Here is a 16958-nt window from a genome sequence, read left to right on the forward strand (position 1 = left end):
CTCATTGCACTATATGTTTTAATAACTTGTCTATACATAAATGATTAAAATCATCGTACACATATATCATTGTCTGCACGTGAGAGGAGGACTTGGCATTCGTCTTGAAATACTTGAAGATGTGGAACGCTATTATGAGAACATTTTTTCAGATCAAGATGATTGGGCAAAGGATCAATTCCGGAAATTTTGTCATGATTTATTAAGTGGAACCGATCCGTTTCCATGTGTACTTGGTGTTCAAGGTTTAAAGATGGGTGAGCTCGAATTCGCGTTTGTTTCAAAATCTGATCAAAACTATAGAAATTTAGCGATTGAGCTTAAGAAGTATGCAAAAACGAGCCGAATGTACGGTCGGAATACATCGTTTGTTGCTTTTTTTGAGCCGGACGTAAATGTTGACTCTTTGGAGCGGTATGAAAAGCGCTTTTGGGACGTACTGAATCAGCTTCATCACTTTGACGACCACCCTTGGCCAAAAGACATACCGGAGCATCCAGATGATGCCTTATGGGAATTTTCTTTTATGGGTGAACCGATGTTTGTTGTATGCAATACACCGGCTCATCAAAAACGGAGAAGTCGGCATGCGAATACGTTTATGATTACGTTTCAACCGCGGTGGGTGTTTGAAGACATTAACGGCAATACGAAGCGGGGGCGTCATATTCAAGACATTGTAAGAAGTCATTTACATTCATATGATGAGGTTTTGCCCCATCCGTCATTAAAGTGGTACGGCGAACAAGGATCACATGAATGGAAGCAATATTTTTTGTACGATCATAATGAGCCAGTTGAAATGAAATGCCCGTTTCACATGAAAGGAGAAGAACACATGGAAACGAAAGTGCAGCAGAACTTCGGTGGAAAAATGCCTCAAGTGATTGAAGAGTTATTACCAAAAGGAAAAACGGGAAGTGTTGAAGTACAGCGCGATTTACCATACAAAGCACATAAACAACATACTCATCCAAACGATGAGGTGTTGCACATTGTTGCTGGTTCGTTGACGTTTACCATTGATGATGTCGAGTATAAATGCAGTGAAGGAGATCGAATTTCTTTACAAAAAAATTCGTTGCATAGTTCAGTTGCAGGACCAGATGGGTGTACGTATATCATATCCGTTTTAGATTAACAAATCTTTTCAGGATGAATTGTCGTCTTCTCATTCATACTACGGATGGGAGGAGAGGATTGAATGCAACAACAACCATTAAATCAAAATCAAACTCAAGCTGGAAGCGTTACTATGAACCATGGTGGTCATGAACTGTTTGATGCTCACGAAATGTTGGCTACGACAATCAATGTGCTAGATCAATATATGATTTTCAGGCCGTATGTGAAAGACCAGCAACTATTGTCGATTTTAGACCATCAATACGGTTATATTACGACGCAATACAATCGTATGGTAGAAGCATTTTCTACGGGTCAAAAGCCGACAACATCAATTGGACCATATGAAATGGATGCCTCAACAAATGTAACGTATGGCATTACACCGAGCCAGCCGAAAAAGCCTAATGCAAATCTTTCTGAAGTTAAAGAGACGGGAATCTCCGCACACATGCTCGGCCTAATTAAATCGACGTCTTCGTTGTTTGCGATGGCAGCACCTGAAGTGACTCACCCTGTATTTCGACGCGTAATTGCTGACAGCATTCCTGATTGGATTGAAATGGCGTATGAAATCTTCTTGTACCAAAATAAGCACGGCTATTATCAAGTACCAAAGCTACAGCAAGCGGATATGACAGCGATGTTGAATAGCTTTACGACGAGCTCGACGAATATTAAATCGAGCACCACGCATCTGCATTAACGCACTGGGGGTCAGTCCCCCGATGCGTTAATTAGATAAAGCGCAAAAACGAAAGTAAACGCCTGTTGACCATCGTCTCAACAGGCGTTTGCTCTACGTTTTGTTTTCTTCTTAAATGGTTAAATAAGGTTGCAACGCTCTGAGTTCTTCCACGGATGCAATATCGCGTTCTTGCAACGGTATGAACACTTTAGATTGGTTCGTAAACCGTTGTTGAATTTCTGCCTTGTAACCATCTTCTAGTTGCTTACGTTGCTTGAAAAATGCAGAATCGTTTGCTTCATCAGGTAAACACTTATTCACAATCAAACCGCTCACGTCCATTTGATGCTTTTTTAATTGTTCGATCGCACGGTCGGTTTCTTCAATCGGTAGCTTCTCTGGTGTTAGCACGTAAAGGAACCGTGTCTTTTCGTTATCGAGTAACCACGTTCTTGCTAATGAAAACTTGCGTTTGCGCTCCATTAACGTTTGATAAATTGGGTCTTCTACAGGTTCACCGTCATTAAGCAACGAACTGTAGTTGTCTGTAACAACCTTTCTTCGCTTTAACATTCCATTAATCCACGCCTCCATAAGTTCAGGAAGGGTTAGCAAACGGATGGTATGACCTGTCGGAGCTGTATCAAAGATAATCGAATCGTACGTTGACGTATTCTCCAAAATAATTGAAACGAGTCGATCAAATAATGCACTTTCATCTGCACCTGGAGAGGAAGCTGCTAAGTCGATTTGTCGATGAACTTCATGTAAACGATGTGCATGGACAAGCCCCTTAATGTTTTCTTTGACGCCCTTGATATAGCGCTTTGATTCTTCTTGAGCGTTGATCTCAAGGCCATCTAGCTGATTTGTGAGTGATGTGATTTTATGACCGATACGCTTTTGAAACAAGTCTTGAAGGTTGTGTGCAGGATCTGTTGATACGAGTAAGACGCGTTTCCCTTGGTCCGCTTGCTGTAAAGCAAAGGCGGAGGATGACGTCGATTTTCCGACGCCTCCTTTTCCACCGAAAAAAACAATCTTGTGTGTAGTCATCGCTTGTTCACCTCGTGTAGTGATTAGCAACAGCGAATTTGGTCAAGGGGGGACTTCTCCATACCCATGCGCAAATGCCAATCGTGGAATTGCTCAATGATATGAGGGTACATTTCTAGTGTGTAATAAGATACCGGATTCGGTAGGCCAAGCATTTCCGAGAAGCATAGTAAATGAAATAAATCATCTTCATCGCGCAGCTCGCGCTTTACATCTGCTTTATGAGGAAGACTTAAGACTTCATCGTACCACGCTAACGCTTGAGCAATTTTTTTTGAGAAATTCATAATCCTCTCCTATACGTCTAAATCTTGGTTCGTATCGTTTTTCTTTCTAAATATAAAGATCGCTTCTAAACAAATCCACGCGGCAAAAACAAACACGACAGAGCCGATACTGAATAATAGCCATTCTCCTGACGGGAGCCATTCGGTCGTAATTTGAATGAACATCGCCGATAGCGTCATTGTTAAAAGGAAGATCATCGGTATGAGTGTGATGAAATAGTTCCTTCCGAGTTTCTTGAGCCAAATTGTGATGAGGAGAAGCGTAATACCGGCTAACAATTGGTTTTGAGTACCAAACAGTGGCCATAGTAAGTAACCACCAGAACCAAAACCACGATCATCTCCTGGCATCATAACGAGAGCCATACTAGATGCAACAGCAATGGAAGTAGCAACATGTTTCTTCGTTAACGTAGGTACGTTATATTCCGTCGCAAGTTCAGCGATAATGTAGCGCATTAGTCGCACCGACGTATCAAGCGTTGTTGCTGCAAAGCTAATGACAATAACAGCTACAATCGTCTCAGCAACATGTGCAGGAATCATTAATCCAGTCGCAAGTTGTCCAGCTCCAGCAATGAAATTGTTTAACCCTGTAGCATTTGCGTCATTAAAACTTGTATAAGCCGCATTAAACGCATCGGCAGAAGCAAACAGCGTCGTAACAGCAATGATGGAGAGCAATGCAAGTACGCCTTCACCAACTGCTCCTAAGTAACCGACCATACGGGAATCCGGTTCACGACGAATTTGTTTAGATGAAGTTCCCGATGCAACAAGGGCGTGGAAGCCAGAGATTGCGCCACAGGCGACAGTGATAAATAACAATGGAAACCAAGAAACATCATCAACAGATCGAGTAGCTGGTGCAGTGACTGTAGGGTTTGTTACGAAAATGGCAAGGTAAAGCAAACCGAGGCCGACGACAAATTGTTGGGCATTGATGTAGTCTCTTGCTGTAGTAAACGCCAAACTGGTAAAGTAGATGCAAAATACACATAAATGAATGAAATTACGATCCAAATTAAGAAAGCCATCGGAACAGCGCCCATTCCAAGAACAGTGCCTTCTTCGCCTCCGAAGTAACTAACTAAATCAATTTGTAATATAGGAAATTGAGCAGCGAGTACGGCTGTACCATACATAATGGCTAGAGCAATAATAGATGGGATCAGCATGCTTTTTTGACGCTTGTGGATCGCAACACCAATCCAAAGAGCGATCGGTATTTGAATGAATATTGAGATAACACTTGCTGGGAAGCTAATAAAAAGGTTTGCAACAACCCATGCAAATACGGCATTTACCATAACGACGAGGAGCAAAATAATGAACAAAAATAAGAGCTTTCCACGACGACCAATGAGTTTGTTGGCAATTGTTCCGACGGATTGACCTTTGTTCCGAACCGACAATGCAAGAGCACCAAAATCATGAACACCTGCGGCGAATACAGTTCCAAGGACAACCCATATAAACGCAGGTAACCAACCCCAATAGACGGCGATAGCTGGTCCTAAAATAGGTGCTGCCCCAGCAACAGAGGTAAAATGATGCGCCCAAACGACGGATCTCTTCGTTGGAACAAAGTCGACCCCATCATTGTATTGTTCTGCAGGGGTTTGGAAATTTGGGTCTAATCTGAATACTTTCTCGGCAATGTATTTAGAATAATAGCGATAACCGAGAGCAAATACGATCATTCCAATTAAAGCTAAACCAATACCAGGCATGATCAAACACTCCTTTCAAACGTGTTACGCTTAAGTATAAAGCCTTGTTCAACAATTTTGTAGGATTTATTTACAAAGTATTTAAAAGAACCGCAGCTAAATGGTGTAATATTTAAAAAATTCGGTTGCATCAACGATTTATTCATGGTAATTTAGAAGGGAAAAAGTGAAGATGATTCACTTGAGATTGAAATGTAAGGAGGCCTTTATACGATGAAAGGCACAGTAAAGTGGTTTAACGCAGAAAAGGGTTTTGGTTTTATTGAAAGAGAAGACGGGGACGACGTATTTGTACATTTCTCTGCTATTCAAGTGGAAGGGTTTAAGACTCTCGAAGATGGTGAAACAGTAGAATTCGAAATCGTCGAAGGCGACAGAGGCCCGCAAGCGGCTAACGTTGTGCGTCCATAGAAATTAATTAAGTTGGAAGCGGTTGCATCGTTGCACCGCTTTTTTCTTTTTGATGGATCTAATAGGATAGGGGGGAGCTGTCAGACATAGAGTTTGGCGGTGATTACGATGTTTAGCATAAAAGTTAATGAACACATACAGATTCATCTAATAGAAATGAACCATATTGAAGCGATGTATGAAGCTGTACATAACTCAAGAGCACATTTAAGGCGTTGGCTTCCTTGGTTGATCAGGTAAAATCAATATATGACTATCAACCAATTATAGGTTCTTGGCTCCAACAATTTGCAGAAGGTAGAGGATTTCAAGCGGGGATTCGTTATGATGGTGAATTTGTCGGGATGATCGGCCTTCATGATATTGACTGGGCAAGTCGCAAAACGACGATGGGATACTGGTTATCACAAGAGGCTGTCGGCAAAGGAATTATGACGAAAGCTGTGGATGCTTGTCTTCATGTTCTTTTCGAAGAATATCAACTAAACCGTGTGCAAATTAATTGCGGTGTTGAAAATTTTGAAAGTCAAGGCATTCCTAAGCGCCTAGGGTTTGAATTGGAAGGGGTCGTTAAAGACGGAGAGTGGCTTTATGATCACTATCATGATTTATATCAATACAGTCTTTTACGATCAACTTGGTTGGAGCGACAACAGGGATAGAGGAAAGGGAAGAACGTTGTACGATGGAAACAAACGATTATTTAGCATTTAAGAAATACGATCATCTGATCGTCAGTATTTTATTTACGATCGCTTATTTTTTGTACATTTTTGCAATGGCTTCATTTTCATTTCCTACGGTACTACTGATCATCGCGGTTATTTTTATCGCTTGGGCGATGTTTGAACGTCAAAACAGAAGAGCACTCCTGTCGCTAATCGTTCCGAAATATAAAGAAGTCATGAATTTTGAGCAGGTAATTGCCCCCGAAGCGCATCATAACTATCGTATTAGTTTGCGAATTAGTTTACTGCTCGTTGGGACGGCTTTGTTTGTGATTTCAATCTTACAATCATTAGGAACGATCCAAGTCGATGAGACGATGCTTACATTACCCGTCATTTATCCAATTGCACTCGTTGTCGTAAATGTGAACGTGCATTCGAGGTACAAACGGATGTTAGCTGAACGCAAACTGTCATAAAAATTGACATCTAGCCGTATGAGCGAGGAATAGTGATGATTATCTAGCTTTAGTTATCTCACTCGCTCGTACGGCTTTTTAGCGTAATTATCGCAATTAACAGGTAATATATACGAATCAGTAAGTTTGAACCATTTTTAATATATGATAAGATAAGAAAAAGCTACGAGTCATACTTATTTCTAGGACAACGTAGTATCAGGTAAATAATAAGAATTTTAAGGGGAGATTAACGAATGCGAAAATTCGGTCTTATTTTATTTCCAGCTGCAATTTTAGCGCTTGCTGCATGTGGAACGAGCACATCTGTTGAGGATTTTCAAGAGAACGGGGTAACGTTAGGTGTTGCCAACGAAGAACCATACGGATACATAGACACAAGTACAGACGAAGCAACTGGAGCGAGTGCTGAGATTGCTCGAGCTGTATTCGAACGTATGGGTGTTGAAGTCATTGATGCAGAAGTTTCGGATTGGGATAACCTAATTCCTAGTTTAAATGCTGGCAACTATGATGTTGTTACGGCGGGCATGGACGTTCAACCAGAGCGTTGTGAAAATGCTTCCTTTGGTGATATTGAATATAGTTATGGTGAAGGAATGGCAGTACAAGCTGGGAACCCAATGGATCTTCATAGTTATGAAGATGCAGTTGAAGCAGGGGCGACAATTTCAGTGATGTCTGGGGCGAATCAATTCGGCATGCTAGAAGCGATTGCTGAAGAAAAAGGGCTCGATCCTGAAGCAGACTTGAACATTATGCCAGCGAATGACATCCCAGGAAACATAGCAGCAGTTGAATCAGGCGATGCAGATGTTACCGTAATGACCGATGCGACGATGAACGCAGCGATTGCGACAGCTGATGAGAATTTAATTGAACAACCAGAGAACTTCACAAACCCAGTTATTGAAGGTGAAGAGCAAGTTGCTTACGGTGCAGCGCTATTCCGTAGTGACGATGATGAATTGCGTGAAGCATATAACGAAGCGTTAGCGGACTTACAAGGTAGTGACGAGTTTGTCGCAATCTTAGAAGAATTCGGGTTTAGTGCGGACAATGTCGTTGAAGGTGTAACAACAGAAGATCGTTGTAATGCAGGTGGAGATGAAGGCTAAGCGTAAGCTTTAATCGATGAAGCACGGCGGGAATACAAACGTCCGTGCTTTTTTACATCACAAGATTAAGCAAGAAAGAGGAGACTGGAGATGTTCACTAACATCGATACATTTTTACCGTATATATTAGGTGGATTAACGACGACCGTACAAGCATTTCTGTTTGGTGCAGTTCTCGCGTATTCGATTGCTATTGTTGCTGGTCTTGCAAGGACGAGCCGGCTTGCAATTGTTCGTGGTGTTGCAACGGTTTTTGTTGAACTTTTTCGTGGAACTTCTTTACTCGTGCAAATGTTCTTCTTTGCGTTTGCCTTTCCGGCATTAATGCCATTTACAATGTCAACGTTTATCGCTGGTGGCCTGGCACTCGGGCTAAACTATGGTGCGTATGCATCAGAAGTCGTAAGAGGAGCGGTACTAGCTGTACCTAAAGGGCAAAAAGAAGCTGCGATTTCTTTAAATATGTCTAAGTTTCAAACGATGCGAAGAGTCGTTTTGCCTCAAGCGTTTCGTCTCATGTTGCCTGGGCTTGGAAACAATGCGATTGAACTTTTAAAAGGAACGTCACTCGTTTACTTTATCTCTTTAGCAGATATGACGTTTAACGCGAACATCTTAAGAAGTTCCAATACGTCACTCGTATCACAAGTTGAGATTTATACGTATTTGTTGCTCGTTTATTTCGTGCTGGCGTTGCCACTCGTCTTCCTTACTCGTTGGCTTGAGAAACGTGCTTCGAAAGGAGTGAGTACAGCATGACGTGGGATTGGGCATTTGCATTTGAGATTTTTCCAAGAATACTACAAGGGGTTGGCGTAACGATTGGTGCGACGTTTTCTGCCTTTGCAATTTCATTAACACTTGGTCTCGTTTTAACGTTACTTAGAAGGTCGTCGTTCAAACCGTTATCGTTAACTGTTGCAGGAATTATTGAGTTTATACGCGTAACACCGCCGCTTGTCCAGCTGTTCTTCGTCTATTTTGCATTTGATATGGGTCCTTTTTTAACAGGTGCGATTGTGCTCGGTGTTCATTACAGTACGTATGTGTCTGAAGTTTATCGCTCAGGAATTAATTCAGTTCCCAAGAGTCAGTGGGAAGCAAGTCGAGCATTAAACTTTTCACCTGTTCAGACGTGGCGGAAAGTCGTGTTACCACAAGCGATTCCTCCAATTATTCCTATGCTCGGGAATTACTTAATTATCTTATTCAAAGAAACGCCTTTACTAATGGGGATTTATGTAACAGAAATGATGATGATTGCTCGTTCTATTGGTGCGGAAACGTATCGCTTCTTAGAACCAATCACGATTGTAGGGTTTATATTCCTCGTTCTAAGCTATCCGTGTGCACTATTCATTCGATATTTAGAACGTAAATCTGGTCAAATTCCTGGAAGTGCTGAAAAAGGAGTGAAAGCATGACAGAACTAGCAGAGAATCTAGAACCGGCACGAGAGGTGATCGTTCGGTACAATAACGTTAAGAAAGCGTTTGGTAACAATATTGTGCTAAACGATTTAAATCTTGATGTATATAAGGGAGAGAAAGTTGCGCTGATTGGACCATCAGGTTCAGGGAAGACAACGATTATCCGAATGTTGATGACGCTCGAACAACCATCATCAGGAACGATTGAAATCGATGGTGAGCACCTTTGGCATAAAGAAGTAAATGGTCAATTAAAGGATGCGGATGAAAAGCATCTACGAAAAGTCCGTGGCAAGATTGGTATGGTGTTTCAGCAGTACAACTTATTTCCGCATATGTCAATCATGCGAAATTGTACAGAAGCACCTATTCACGTTTTGGGTCTATCGAAAGATGAAGCGAAAGAGCGTGCACTGCAAATGTTACAAAAGGTTGGATTAAGTGACAAAGTGGATATGTACCCTTCGCAGCTTTCTGGTGGACAGCAGCAACGTGTTGCGATTGCAAGGTCCCTCGTTATGCAACCGAAAGTGATGTTGTTTGACGAAGTGACTGCAGCCTTAGATCCGGAGCTCGTCGGAGAAGTGCTTGAGGTCATCAAAGATATTGCATCAGAAGGTGAGACGACGATGATGCTCATCACACATGAAATGGATTTCGCTCGTGATGTGGCAGATCGTGTCTTGTTTTTAGACAATGGTTTAATTGCAGAACACGGCACACCTTACGATGTGATCGAGAATCCACAAAGTGATCGCTTGAAATCATTCCTCGGTCGATTTAATAGTGCTCACTAAAGGTAGAAGGCTTTGGGAATTTCCCGAGGCCTTTTTTTACGTTATTATAAGAGATAGGTGGTGAATAGAGATGAATGAAAATGTTAGAGAGACTCATCCGCTTATCTATTGTATAACGAATGATGTGGTGATGAATTTCACAGCAAACGGTCTGCTAGCAGTTGGGGCAGCTCCTGTTATGAGTAAGCAACCAAAAGAAGCAGCAGATCTGGCTGCAGCAGCTAACGGACTTCTATTAAATATGGGGACGCTTACCGATGTTCAGTTTGAAGCTATGAGGAATGCAGGCGTTTCAGCGAATCTAAACAATGTCCCAATCGTATTCGACCCTGTTGCAGTAGGTGCAACTACTTTTCGCTCACAATCAGCGGTACAATTGCTAGAACAAATTGAGATGACCGTTGTTCGTGGGAACAGCGGGGAAGTTGCTTCATTAGTAGGAATGGAAGCGAACGTACGAGGCGTAGATGGTTCTAGTGCAATTGACACTAGCACGATTGCGAAAAAAGCGGCGAAAGAGCTTAACACGATTGTTTGTGTGACCGGTGAAACGGATGCTGTAAGTGACGGAGAACAGACGATTACAATTACAAGTGGTCACGAGTGGTTAACGAAAGTTGTCGGTACAGGTTGTCTACTCGGTGCAATAATTACTGCTTACGTTAGTACCGACCAAGAGAACACATTAGAAGCGGTAGCTAGTGCCCTCGTTGATTATGGATTATGTGCGGAAGCGGCGTATACGCGTAGCGAGCAGGATGGAATCGGAACGTTTCAACAAGCATTTCTTGATGAATTGTCAAAAAGAACAAGCACTACAACGCTTAGTAAAGAGCATTTTGTATACGTATAAACAAAACTCCCGTAAATCCACTCTAAATAGGAGAGGACATCGGGAGTTTTGTTTGTTTAGACATCGCGTTTTGAAGAAGTTCTAAAGAAGACGAAAGCCATACCTGTACTGACTGCTACCATAATGAAAGAAAAACCGAGAATTGCTAACAAACCAGCTGGTGTCATCATCATCAACCTCTCGACATAGTGACATCCTTAACGTAAGTGTAGCGCTTTCATATGAATTAAGCAAGAAATTTCAGTAAATTACAAAAGCAATCAACTATACGGGCAATCCCTCTTACGCATAGAGTATTGTAAAAGGAGGATGAGCTATGGGCTGTCATAGTGGTAATAAAAAGCATGAACCAAAAATACCTTGTCTAGATCAACATCAACATCGATGCGGATGTGGGTGTTCATGTGTATGTAAAGAGGTCGAGTGGATTTTAAAGCATCAAACAGATGGATGTGCACAGTCTTGTTATTGCTTATCGTTAAAAAACGAAGGTAAATATGGAACAATTCCTGTCCTATTTAAAACATCCCACAATCATTTACTTTATGCGTTTGGGAAAGATCGCTTCGGTGAATCGTTTGTTACTGTTTATTTTCGAGTGAAAGACATTGACGATGAAGGATGCGTCACTCTTGAACTACTGAGACCTTCAACACCAATTGTTGTACCAGAAAGCGCAACGCAAATTCCAATTCAAAGTGTGAATGTGGATCAAGTACAATTGCAAAGAACGTGGCAATATGCAGTTGTTGATTGTCATGCGCTTTGCCAAGTACAATGTCTAGATCCAAATTTAGTCAGACGTTGAAACTTCTTATACCGATGAAACGTATAAAGAGTGTTAGAATAAATGTAGATAATCGTCGCAAGAGGAGATGAATCATTTGAATACATCATCGGTTCTCAAGTGGGTCACAGGTGGTATAGAGGCTTTCTTTGCAATTCCTCTGTTAGGGTGGCTCATTTATATGCATACGCTTCCTGGTTTATTTTTATTGCTTCTTGGATTACACATCGTAACGTTAGTTCTTAGTATAAGAGATGGCAAAAACAAACATGGCAGTATATTAGGAATTGTAACGGCATGCCTCGCTTGGATTCCAATCCTCGGTTGGGTTATGCACATGATAACAGCGGTGCTTCTTATGGTTGATGCGAAGCGTTCAGAGCGGGCAATAGAAATGTAAAAAGGCTAACAAAATCGTTAGCCTTTTTATATAACAACTGTAGACAAATTCAATCTGTTATAATACAATAACTGTACAAGGGAAAATACACGAGGAGGAACGGGCGATGAAAAAAACTGAACTTTCGAAAGAGTCAAACCGATGTCAAGATTGTGGGGAGAAACTTCCGACAAAAGCGGATCGTTTCTTTACTCAGTGTGAACGTTGTTTACGACATGTCGAGCATAGTTAAACACCAGGTTTCCTGGTGTTTTTTATTTTGAAGAAGAAAGTTCTAGAGTAGACAACTAGGGCTTTCTTGTTTATTAGCAAAGCAAAAAAAGACTACCAATTGGTAGCCTTTTCTCATTGTATTAGAACTGTTCAGTCTCAGTAGAGCCAGCAAGAGCTGTTGTGGAAGAAGTACCAGAAGAGATCGTTTGTGCGACTTCATCAAAGTACCCTGTACCAACTTCACGTTGATGCTTCGTTGCAGTATAACCACGAGACTCAGCTGCAAATTCGTTTTGTTGTAGCTCAGAATAAGCTGCCATTCCATGGTCTCTGTACTTTTCTGCAAGATCAAACATGCTGTAGTTCAATGAGTGGAAGCCAGCGAGTGTAACGAACTGGAATTTGTAACCCATCTTTGCAAGTTCATCTTGATATTGCTCAATTGTCGCTTGATCAAGGTTTGCTTCCCAATTGAAGGATGGGGAACAGTTGTAGGCAAGCATCTTGTCTGGGAATTTCTCATGGATGGCATCCGCAAATGCTTGCGCTTCTTCAAGACTTGGCTTAGATGTTTCACACCAAATCAGATCCGCATAAGGTGCGTACGCAAGACCACGAGCAATCGCTTGGTCGATGCCAGCTTTTGTTCTATAGAACCCTTCAGACGTTCGTTCACCAGTGATAAATTTAGCATCTGCAGGATCGATATCACTCGTAATTAAATCTGCTGCATCAGCATCAGTACGAGCGATGAGTACAGTAGGAGTGCCTGACACATCAGCGGCAAGGCGTGCTGCAATTAAATTCTGTACGGCGTTTTGTGTAGGAAGTAGAACTTTACCACCGAGGTGACCGCATTTCTTCTCAGAAGCGAGTTGGTCTTCTAAGTGAACACCAGAAGCACCTGCTTCAATCATGCCTTTTACGAGTTCGAAAACATTTAACTTTCCGCCAAATCCAGCTTCAGCGTCCGCGACAATTGGCACGAAGTAATCAATGTCGCCTTTGCCTTCCATATGTTGAACTTGATCTGCTCTGCGTAATGCGTTATTGATTCGCTTTACGACTTGAGGGACCGAGTTTGCTGGGTATAAGCTTTGGTCCGGGTACATCTCACCTGCAATATTAGCATCGGCAGCTACCTGCCACCCGCTAAGATAAATCGCTTTCAATCCAGCTTTTACTTGTTGAACAGCTTGATTACCTGTCAATGCGCCTAGCGCATGTACTTTATCCATAGAGTGTAGTTGAGACCAAAGTTTATTTGCCCCTGTTTTTGCAAGTGTGTGTTCAATTTCAAGAGAGCCGCGTAGTTTAAGCACTTCCTCTGCTGAATAAGGGCGCTCGATTCCGTTCCAACGCGATTCACTTTCCCACTGTTGTTGCAATTCTTTTTCTGTCGTCATATTTCCCAACTCCTTTGTATTATAACAGTTAGTTCTTATGCTATTTAATATATAACAACAAAGTCTGTTATGCAACACTTTTTCGTCAATTCATACAATTAATTTAATTCATGGACGAAAGAACGATAAAAAAACCTTGATCATTTAGGATCAAGGTTTGGTAATTTTAATTTAGTTAAGAATAGTTACACTCACGGTTTGACGACCGAAGTTCAATGCTTCTTCACGAGTTGGAACGTGAAGATCGATTTTGTTTCCGTTAATCGCACCACCAGTGTCTCCAGCAATCGCTTCTCCATATCCTTCTACGTAAACGCGACTACCTAGTGGAATGACATTAGGATCAACGGCAACGACATTGGCATGCGGATCATTTCTTAGATCAATCCCTGTTGCTGTAATTCCTGAGCATCCATCACAATAAGCGGTATATGCAGTTGCTTCCATTTGAATCGTTGTTCCTTCTGGACTGCTTGACGCGTTGCTGCTTTGTGACTCAGTAGCTGTTGCTTCTTCGGTACTTGCTGATGCCGTTTCTTGTTCAGGTTCTTCACTTGTTGCAGTTTCTTGTTCTGTTGTAGCAGTAGGACTAAACGTCATCATCGCTGAGAATGTTTTTGGCCCGGCAACGCCGTCGGCAGAAAGTCCAGCGTCGGTTTGGAATCCTTTTACTGCTTCTTCAGTAAGTGATCCAAAAACCCCATCAACTGTGCTACCAAAATATCCAAATGCTTGTAGGTCACTTTGCAAATGTTCGACGAGCGTATTTTCATCGCCCTTCTCTAAACTGTATAAGGCACTCAATGTTTGAGGACCAGCAATGCCATCTACGAGTAAACCTTTTGATTCTTGATAACTAGAAACGGCGTCCTGTGTAGTTGAATCAAAGACCCCACTTGCATTGTCTGCAGATAAGTATTCCGCCTCTACGAGTAACTCTTGCAACTTCTCAACGTGTTCATGTTCCATACCGTCTTGCAAATTCTCACTACCAAAATCGCTAGCATCTGCTGTTAGAGGTACAAAAAGCAGTGCAACGAGTGTTACTGCAATTGCAACAAAATGAGAACGGTGAATCTGTTCAACAAATTTCAATTTCCCCATGAAGCTAACTCCTCCTCTTGGCGTGCTTAGTCACTTGTTTTGTCACTAGCATCCTAGCAAGTAAATCAAGTGGGACACAAGAGGTTTGTGGACAATTTAACAGCACTGAAAACACCTTGTAATATGTGAGACGTATTCATTACAAGTATCGTATGGTTGTAACAAAGTCGGAGTTTGTTAGTCCTTGTCGCAATTGCAGTGCTTTCTTACGGGAAAATATGAACTTTAATGCTTATTTCTTGTCAGGTGGTGTTTCTTCGATAAAACCGTGTCGAATAAACTGTTCGACCTCTGTAATCACGCCGATATCTTTTAATATGGTTAAGACGACCAGAAGTGCTGGACCTAAGAACAATCCAATAACACCGAGAACTTGGAAGCCAACAAACAAGGAGAAAAGGACAGCAAGCGTGTTCAGATTCATACTGACAGATAACACTTTCGGTTCAAGCGACTGACGTACAATGACGACAACGACATAAAGTACGAGCAGTGAAATGCCTAAGAAAATATCACCTGTAACGAGGCTATAAATTCCCCAAGGGATAAGAATCGTTCCTGTTCCTAAATAAGGAAGAATTTCTGCTAAACCAGTAATGAGAGCTAGAGTAATCGCGTATTCAACGTCCAAAACTAATAATCCAATCAACACGATCACGGTCGTAATGGTCATTAGAATTAGTTGGGCGCGAATAAATCCCCAAACCCTCGTTTTTACTTGCTCAGTAAACAAGACGAACTTCGTTTGAATGCCAACTGGTATCCTGCTTTGTAAGCTCGCTTTCATCGTGCCGATATCTTTACCGATAAAATAAACGGCAAGAATAACAAAAATAAAGGCAAACAAAAATACGGGTATTCCAGATACGATATTTGTCATACCGTTAGCAATTGATTGGGCGAAGTTACCTAAAATGCTGCCCACTTGATTACCTAATTCGGTAATCCCTTGCTGCAACGTTTGCTGTTGCTCGCCAGATAGGTTATCAATAAACCAATTCATTTCTTGCCAAATCGGTAAAATCAGTTGATTAAACATTTGCTGTAATTGCATGGCGCCTTGTTCAATCCAACCAGGAAGTTGATCAGAAATTTGTTGTACGATATAAATAATCAAAAACGTAATTCCTGTAATAATTCCCCCGAGTACAGAGATTCCAATGAGTACAGTCGTTAAAGAAGCGAGTGTTGATGGAAACTTGAACTTGATCTTTAACACCTTAAGCAAAGGGGAGAAAAGCCAAGCAATGAATGCAGCAATAACAAATGGGTACGAAATGCGAAACAAATACGCTGACACGAGTAATGCAACAATCGCTGCGATAAATACACCAACAGCTCTTGCTACAACAAAAGCTTGTTCTTTAGTCATGAAGGTATCGCCCTTTCGGCAGCAAGGGTAGGTGTTATGGATCGGCGCTTATTCATCAAGCTTGCAAATCATATTCTATTATATACGCTCAGCATGCCCAGCTAGTACATAAAGAATAACGGTAGATGCAAGATGAGAGGAGAAATCGGTTGGATCTTGTTGAGGGTATACTTCAACGAAGTCCATTCCACAGAGTCCTTGTTTACCAAGTTCATGAATTACAGTAAGCAACTCATAAGAAGTTAGACCGTTTGTGTCTACGGGGCCTCCTGGGTTGTAAGCGTGATCTAAAACATCACTACAAATCGATAAATAAACGGCATCGACATCTTTGCTCGCTTGTTTGTATAAATCACGAGCAAGTGCACGTAAATCGTTCGTTTCTTTAAACTCATTAACCGTTCTTGTGATCGCACCTGCGTTTCGTGCGAATTTACCACTTTCAGGTTTATTTCTCGGGCCATGAATACCAGCATGAACGAGCGAAGAATTCACAACAGCATCCATTTCATAGAGTCTTGCAAACGGAGTGTTCCGTGCATACAAGTCACCATTAAAATCGTTCATGTTGTCATAGTGAGCATCAAGGTGGATGATTCCGAGCTTTTTACCAGGGTTACTTTCCGACCACCCTTTTACAATAGGGTACGTAATGCTATGGTCACCACCTAAAGCAACTGGGAAGACATTTTTATTCCAAACGTCTTTTGAGAATGATGAAATTCGAAGCATCGTATTTTCTACTTCGGCAGGGATAATATCAACGTCTCCCATATCTGCAAGAGATAACGATTCAAACACATCAATATGATCTAGTTCAGGTAAATAGCCACTGTACCTAGCCGATGCGATTCGCATTGATTTGGGTCCAAGTTCAACTCCGGTGTAATCACCCCACGTGACTCCACCCTCCCAAGGAACGCCATAAATGACAACGTCTGCTCCTCGCTCATCTTTATCAACAGCCCACTTCGCTCCTAGAAAAGTCGGTGTGTTACCGTAAACATATTCACTCATGAGTATCCCTCCAG

Annotated in this window: 18 protein-coding genes and 2 pseudogenes; 13 read left to right on the forward strand and 7 right to left on the reverse strand. The window is 41.7% G+C overall.

What is annotated here, in order from left to right:
* The first annotated feature begins 79 nt into the window (after positions 1 to 79).
* Entirely contained in the window at positions 80 to 1141 is a 1062-nt protein-coding gene (locus tag JCM19038_RS18310) for a YqcI/YcgG family protein (RefSeq protein WP_238554491.1), read from the forward strand.
* 63 nt (positions 1142 to 1204) lie between these two features.
* Positions 1205 to 1831, forward strand: coding sequence for a spore coat protein (locus tag JCM19038_RS18315; protein WP_042420707.1), 627 nt, complete (start codon positions 1205 to 1207; stop codon positions 1829 to 1831).
* Between the two features lie 111 nt (positions 1832 to 1942).
* On the opposite strand, the gene JCM19038_RS18320 is transcribed toward JCM19038_RS18315, so the two are convergent.
* The 3 genes and pseudogenes from JCM19038_RS18320 to JCM19038_RS18330 all read right to left on the reverse strand — a co-directional run bounded on the left by JCM19038_RS18320 (position 1943) and on the right by JCM19038_RS18330 (position 4889).
* Positions 1943 to 2869 (reverse strand): ArsA family ATPase, encoded by a 927-nt coding sequence (locus JCM19038_RS18320; protein ID WP_042420709.1) that lies wholly within the window; start codon positions 2867 to 2869, stop codon positions 1943 to 1945.
* 23 nt (positions 2870 to 2892) lie between these two features.
* Positions 2893 to 3156: a cory-CC-star protein gene (locus tag JCM19038_RS18325; protein WP_042361287.1), complete on the reverse strand. Its 264-nt coding sequence runs from the start codon at positions 3154 to 3156 to the stop codon at positions 2893 to 2895.
* A gap of 9 nt (positions 3157 to 3165) precedes the next feature.
* A pseudogene (locus JCM19038_RS18330) lies at positions 3166 to 4889 on the reverse strand (carbon starvation protein A).
* A gap of 213 nt (positions 4890 to 5102) precedes the next feature.
* Here JCM19038_RS18330 and JCM19038_RS18335 point away from each other — a divergent pair.
* The 11 genes and pseudogenes from JCM19038_RS18335 (at position 5103) to JCM19038_RS24635 (ending at position 12064) form a co-directional block, all read left to right on the forward strand.
* Positions 5103 to 5300, forward strand: coding sequence for a cold shock domain-containing protein (locus tag JCM19038_RS18335; protein WP_042361292.1), 198 nt, complete (start codon positions 5103 to 5105; stop codon positions 5298 to 5300).
* A 108-nt stretch (positions 5301 to 5408) separates the two neighbouring features.
* Positions 5409 to 5962: pseudogene (locus tag JCM19038_RS18340) on the forward strand (GNAT family N-acetyltransferase).
* 23 nt (positions 5963 to 5985) lie between these two features.
* Positions 5986 to 6447: a hypothetical protein gene (locus JCM19038_RS18345; protein WP_042420710.1), complete on the forward strand. Its 462-nt coding sequence runs from the start codon at positions 5986 to 5988 to the stop codon at positions 6445 to 6447.
* A 236-nt stretch (positions 6448 to 6683) separates the two neighbouring features.
* Positions 6684 to 7565 carry a transporter substrate-binding domain-containing protein gene (locus tag JCM19038_RS18350; RefSeq protein ID WP_042420711.1) on the forward strand — a complete coding sequence of 294 codons (882 nt, stop codon included), beginning with the start codon at positions 6684 to 6686 and terminating at the stop codon, positions 7563 to 7565.
* A gap of 90 nt (positions 7566 to 7655) precedes the next feature.
* Positions 7656 to 8324 (forward strand): ectoine/hydroxyectoine ABC transporter permease subunit EhuC, encoded by a 669-nt coding sequence (gene ehuC, locus JCM19038_RS18355; protein ID WP_042420713.1) that lies wholly within the window; start codon positions 7656 to 7658, stop codon positions 8322 to 8324.
* Positions 8321 to 8989, forward strand: a complete 669-nt coding sequence (gene ehuD / locus JCM19038_RS18360) for an ectoine/hydroxyectoine ABC transporter permease subunit EhuD (RefSeq protein ID WP_042420714.1) — start codon at positions 8321 to 8323, stop codon at positions 8987 to 8989. Before ehuC ends, ehuD begins: the two co-directional genes overlap by 4 nt.
* On the forward strand, positions 8986 to 9792 hold the full coding sequence (gene ehuA, locus JCM19038_RS18365) for an ectoine/hydroxyectoine ABC transporter ATP-binding protein EhuA (protein ID WP_042420716.1): 807 nt from the start codon (positions 8986 to 8988) through the stop codon (positions 9790 to 9792). The genes ehuD and ehuA overlap by 4 nt, the downstream gene beginning before the upstream one ends.
* Positions 9793 to 9862: 70 nt before the next feature.
* Positions 9863 to 10645 carry a hydroxyethylthiazole kinase gene (thiM, locus tag JCM19038_RS18370; protein ID WP_042420717.1) on the forward strand — a complete coding sequence of 261 codons (783 nt, stop codon included), beginning with the start codon at positions 9863 to 9865 and terminating at the stop codon, positions 10643 to 10645.
* Positions 10646 to 10961: 316 nt separating this feature from the next.
* Positions 10962 to 11453 (forward strand): CotY/CotZ family spore coat protein, encoded by a 492-nt coding sequence (locus JCM19038_RS18375; protein ID WP_042420719.1) that lies wholly within the window; start codon positions 10962 to 10964, stop codon positions 11451 to 11453.
* Positions 11454 to 11529: 76 nt separating this feature from the next.
* Positions 11530 to 11832, forward strand: a complete 303-nt coding sequence (locus JCM19038_RS18380; RefSeq protein ID WP_052361970.1) for a hypothetical protein — start codon at positions 11530 to 11532, stop codon at positions 11830 to 11832.
* A 106-nt stretch (positions 11833 to 11938) separates the two neighbouring features.
* Positions 11939 to 12064 carry a hypothetical protein gene (locus tag JCM19038_RS24635; RefSeq protein WP_255343400.1) on the forward strand — a complete coding sequence of 42 codons (126 nt, stop codon included), beginning with the start codon at positions 11939 to 11941 and terminating at the stop codon, positions 12062 to 12064.
* Positions 12065 to 12185: 121 nt separating this feature from the next.
* Here the strand turns inward: JCM19038_RS24635 and aceA are convergent, their stop codons facing one another.
* The 4 genes from aceA to JCM19038_RS18400 form a co-directional block, all read right to left on the reverse strand.
* On the reverse strand, positions 12186 to 13451 hold the full coding sequence (gene aceA / locus JCM19038_RS18385; RefSeq protein ID WP_042420722.1) for an isocitrate lyase: 1266 nt from the start codon (positions 13449 to 13451) through the stop codon (positions 12186 to 12188).
* Positions 13452 to 13622: 171 nt separating this feature from the next.
* Positions 13623 to 14555 (reverse strand): peptidoglycan-binding protein, encoded by a 933-nt coding sequence (locus JCM19038_RS18390; RefSeq protein ID WP_052361971.1) that lies wholly within the window; start codon positions 14553 to 14555, stop codon positions 13623 to 13625.
* A gap of 232 nt (positions 14556 to 14787) precedes the next feature.
* On the reverse strand, positions 14788 to 15927 hold the full coding sequence (ytvI, locus tag JCM19038_RS18395) for a sporulation integral membrane protein YtvI (protein WP_042420723.1): 1140 nt from the start codon (positions 15925 to 15927) through the stop codon (positions 14788 to 14790).
* Positions 15928 to 16005: 78 nt separating this feature from the next.
* Positions 16006 to 16944 carry an agmatinase family protein gene (locus JCM19038_RS18400; protein ID WP_042420725.1) on the reverse strand — a complete coding sequence of 313 codons (939 nt, stop codon included), beginning with the start codon at positions 16942 to 16944 and terminating at the stop codon, positions 16006 to 16008.
* Positions 16945 to 16958 lie beyond the last annotated feature (14 nt).

The sequence above is a fragment of the Geomicrobium sp. JCM 19038 genome, assembly GCF_000698125.1.
GTDB lineage: Bacteria > Bacillota > Bacilli > Bacillales > Marinococcaceae > Geomicrobium_A.

What these genes read in the sequence shown, in the direction of transcription:
- JCM19038_RS18335 (WP_042361292.1), top strand. Translation starts at nt 5,103, where the DNA reads ATGAAAGGCACAGTAAAGTGGTTTAACGCAGAAAAGGGTTTTGGTTTT.
- ehuA (WP_042420716.1), top strand. Translation starts at nt 8,986, where the DNA reads ATGACAGAACTAGCAGAGAATCTAGAACCGGCACGAGAGGTGATCGTT.
- JCM19038_RS18325 (WP_042361287.1), bottom strand. Translation starts at nt 3,156, where the DNA reads ATGAATTTCTCAAAAAAAATTGCTCAAGCGTTAGCGTGGTACGATGAA.
- thiM (WP_042420717.1), top strand. Translation starts at nt 9,863, where the DNA reads ATGAATGAAAATGTTAGAGAGACTCATCCGCTTATCTATTGTATAACG.
- JCM19038_RS18390 (WP_052361971.1), bottom strand. Translation starts at nt 14,555, where the DNA reads ATGGGGAAATTGAAATTTGTTGAACAGATTCACCGTTCTCATTTTGTT.
- JCM19038_RS18400 (WP_042420725.1), bottom strand. Translation starts at nt 16,944, where the DNA reads ATGAGTGAATATGTTTACGGTAACACACCGACTTTTCTAGGAGCGAAG.
- JCM19038_RS18375 (WP_042420719.1), top strand. Translation starts at nt 10,962, where the DNA reads ATGGGCTGTCATAGTGGTAATAAAAAGCATGAACCAAAAATACCTTGT.
- ehuD (WP_042420714.1), top strand. Translation starts at nt 8,321, where the DNA reads ATGACGTGGGATTGGGCATTTGCATTTGAGATTTTTCCAAGAATACTA.
- JCM19038_RS18350 (WP_042420711.1), top strand. Translation starts at nt 6,684, where the DNA reads ATGCGAAAATTCGGTCTTATTTTATTTCCAGCTGCAATTTTAGCGCTT.
- JCM19038_RS24635 (WP_255343400.1), top strand. Translation starts at nt 11,939, where the DNA reads ATGAAAAAAACTGAACTTTCGAAAGAGTCAAACCGATGTCAAGATTGT.
- JCM19038_RS18315 (WP_042420707.1), top strand. Translation starts at nt 1,205, where the DNA reads ATGCAACAACAACCATTAAATCAAAATCAAACTCAAGCTGGAAGCGTT.
- JCM19038_RS18345 (WP_042420710.1), top strand. Translation starts at nt 5,986, where the DNA reads ATGGAAACAAACGATTATTTAGCATTTAAGAAATACGATCATCTGATC.
- JCM19038_RS18320 (WP_042420709.1), bottom strand. Translation starts at nt 2,869, where the DNA reads ATGACTACACACAAGATTGTTTTTTTCGGTGGAAAAGGAGGCGTCGGA.
- aceA (WP_042420722.1), bottom strand. Translation starts at nt 13,451, where the DNA reads ATGACGACAGAAAAAGAATTGCAACAACAGTGGGAAAGTGAATCGCGT.
- ehuC (WP_042420713.1), top strand. Translation starts at nt 7,656, where the DNA reads ATGTTCACTAACATCGATACATTTTTACCGTATATATTAGGTGGATTA.
- ytvI (WP_042420723.1), bottom strand. Translation starts at nt 15,927, where the DNA reads ATGACTAAAGAACAAGCTTTTGTTGTAGCAAGAGCTGTTGGTGTATTT.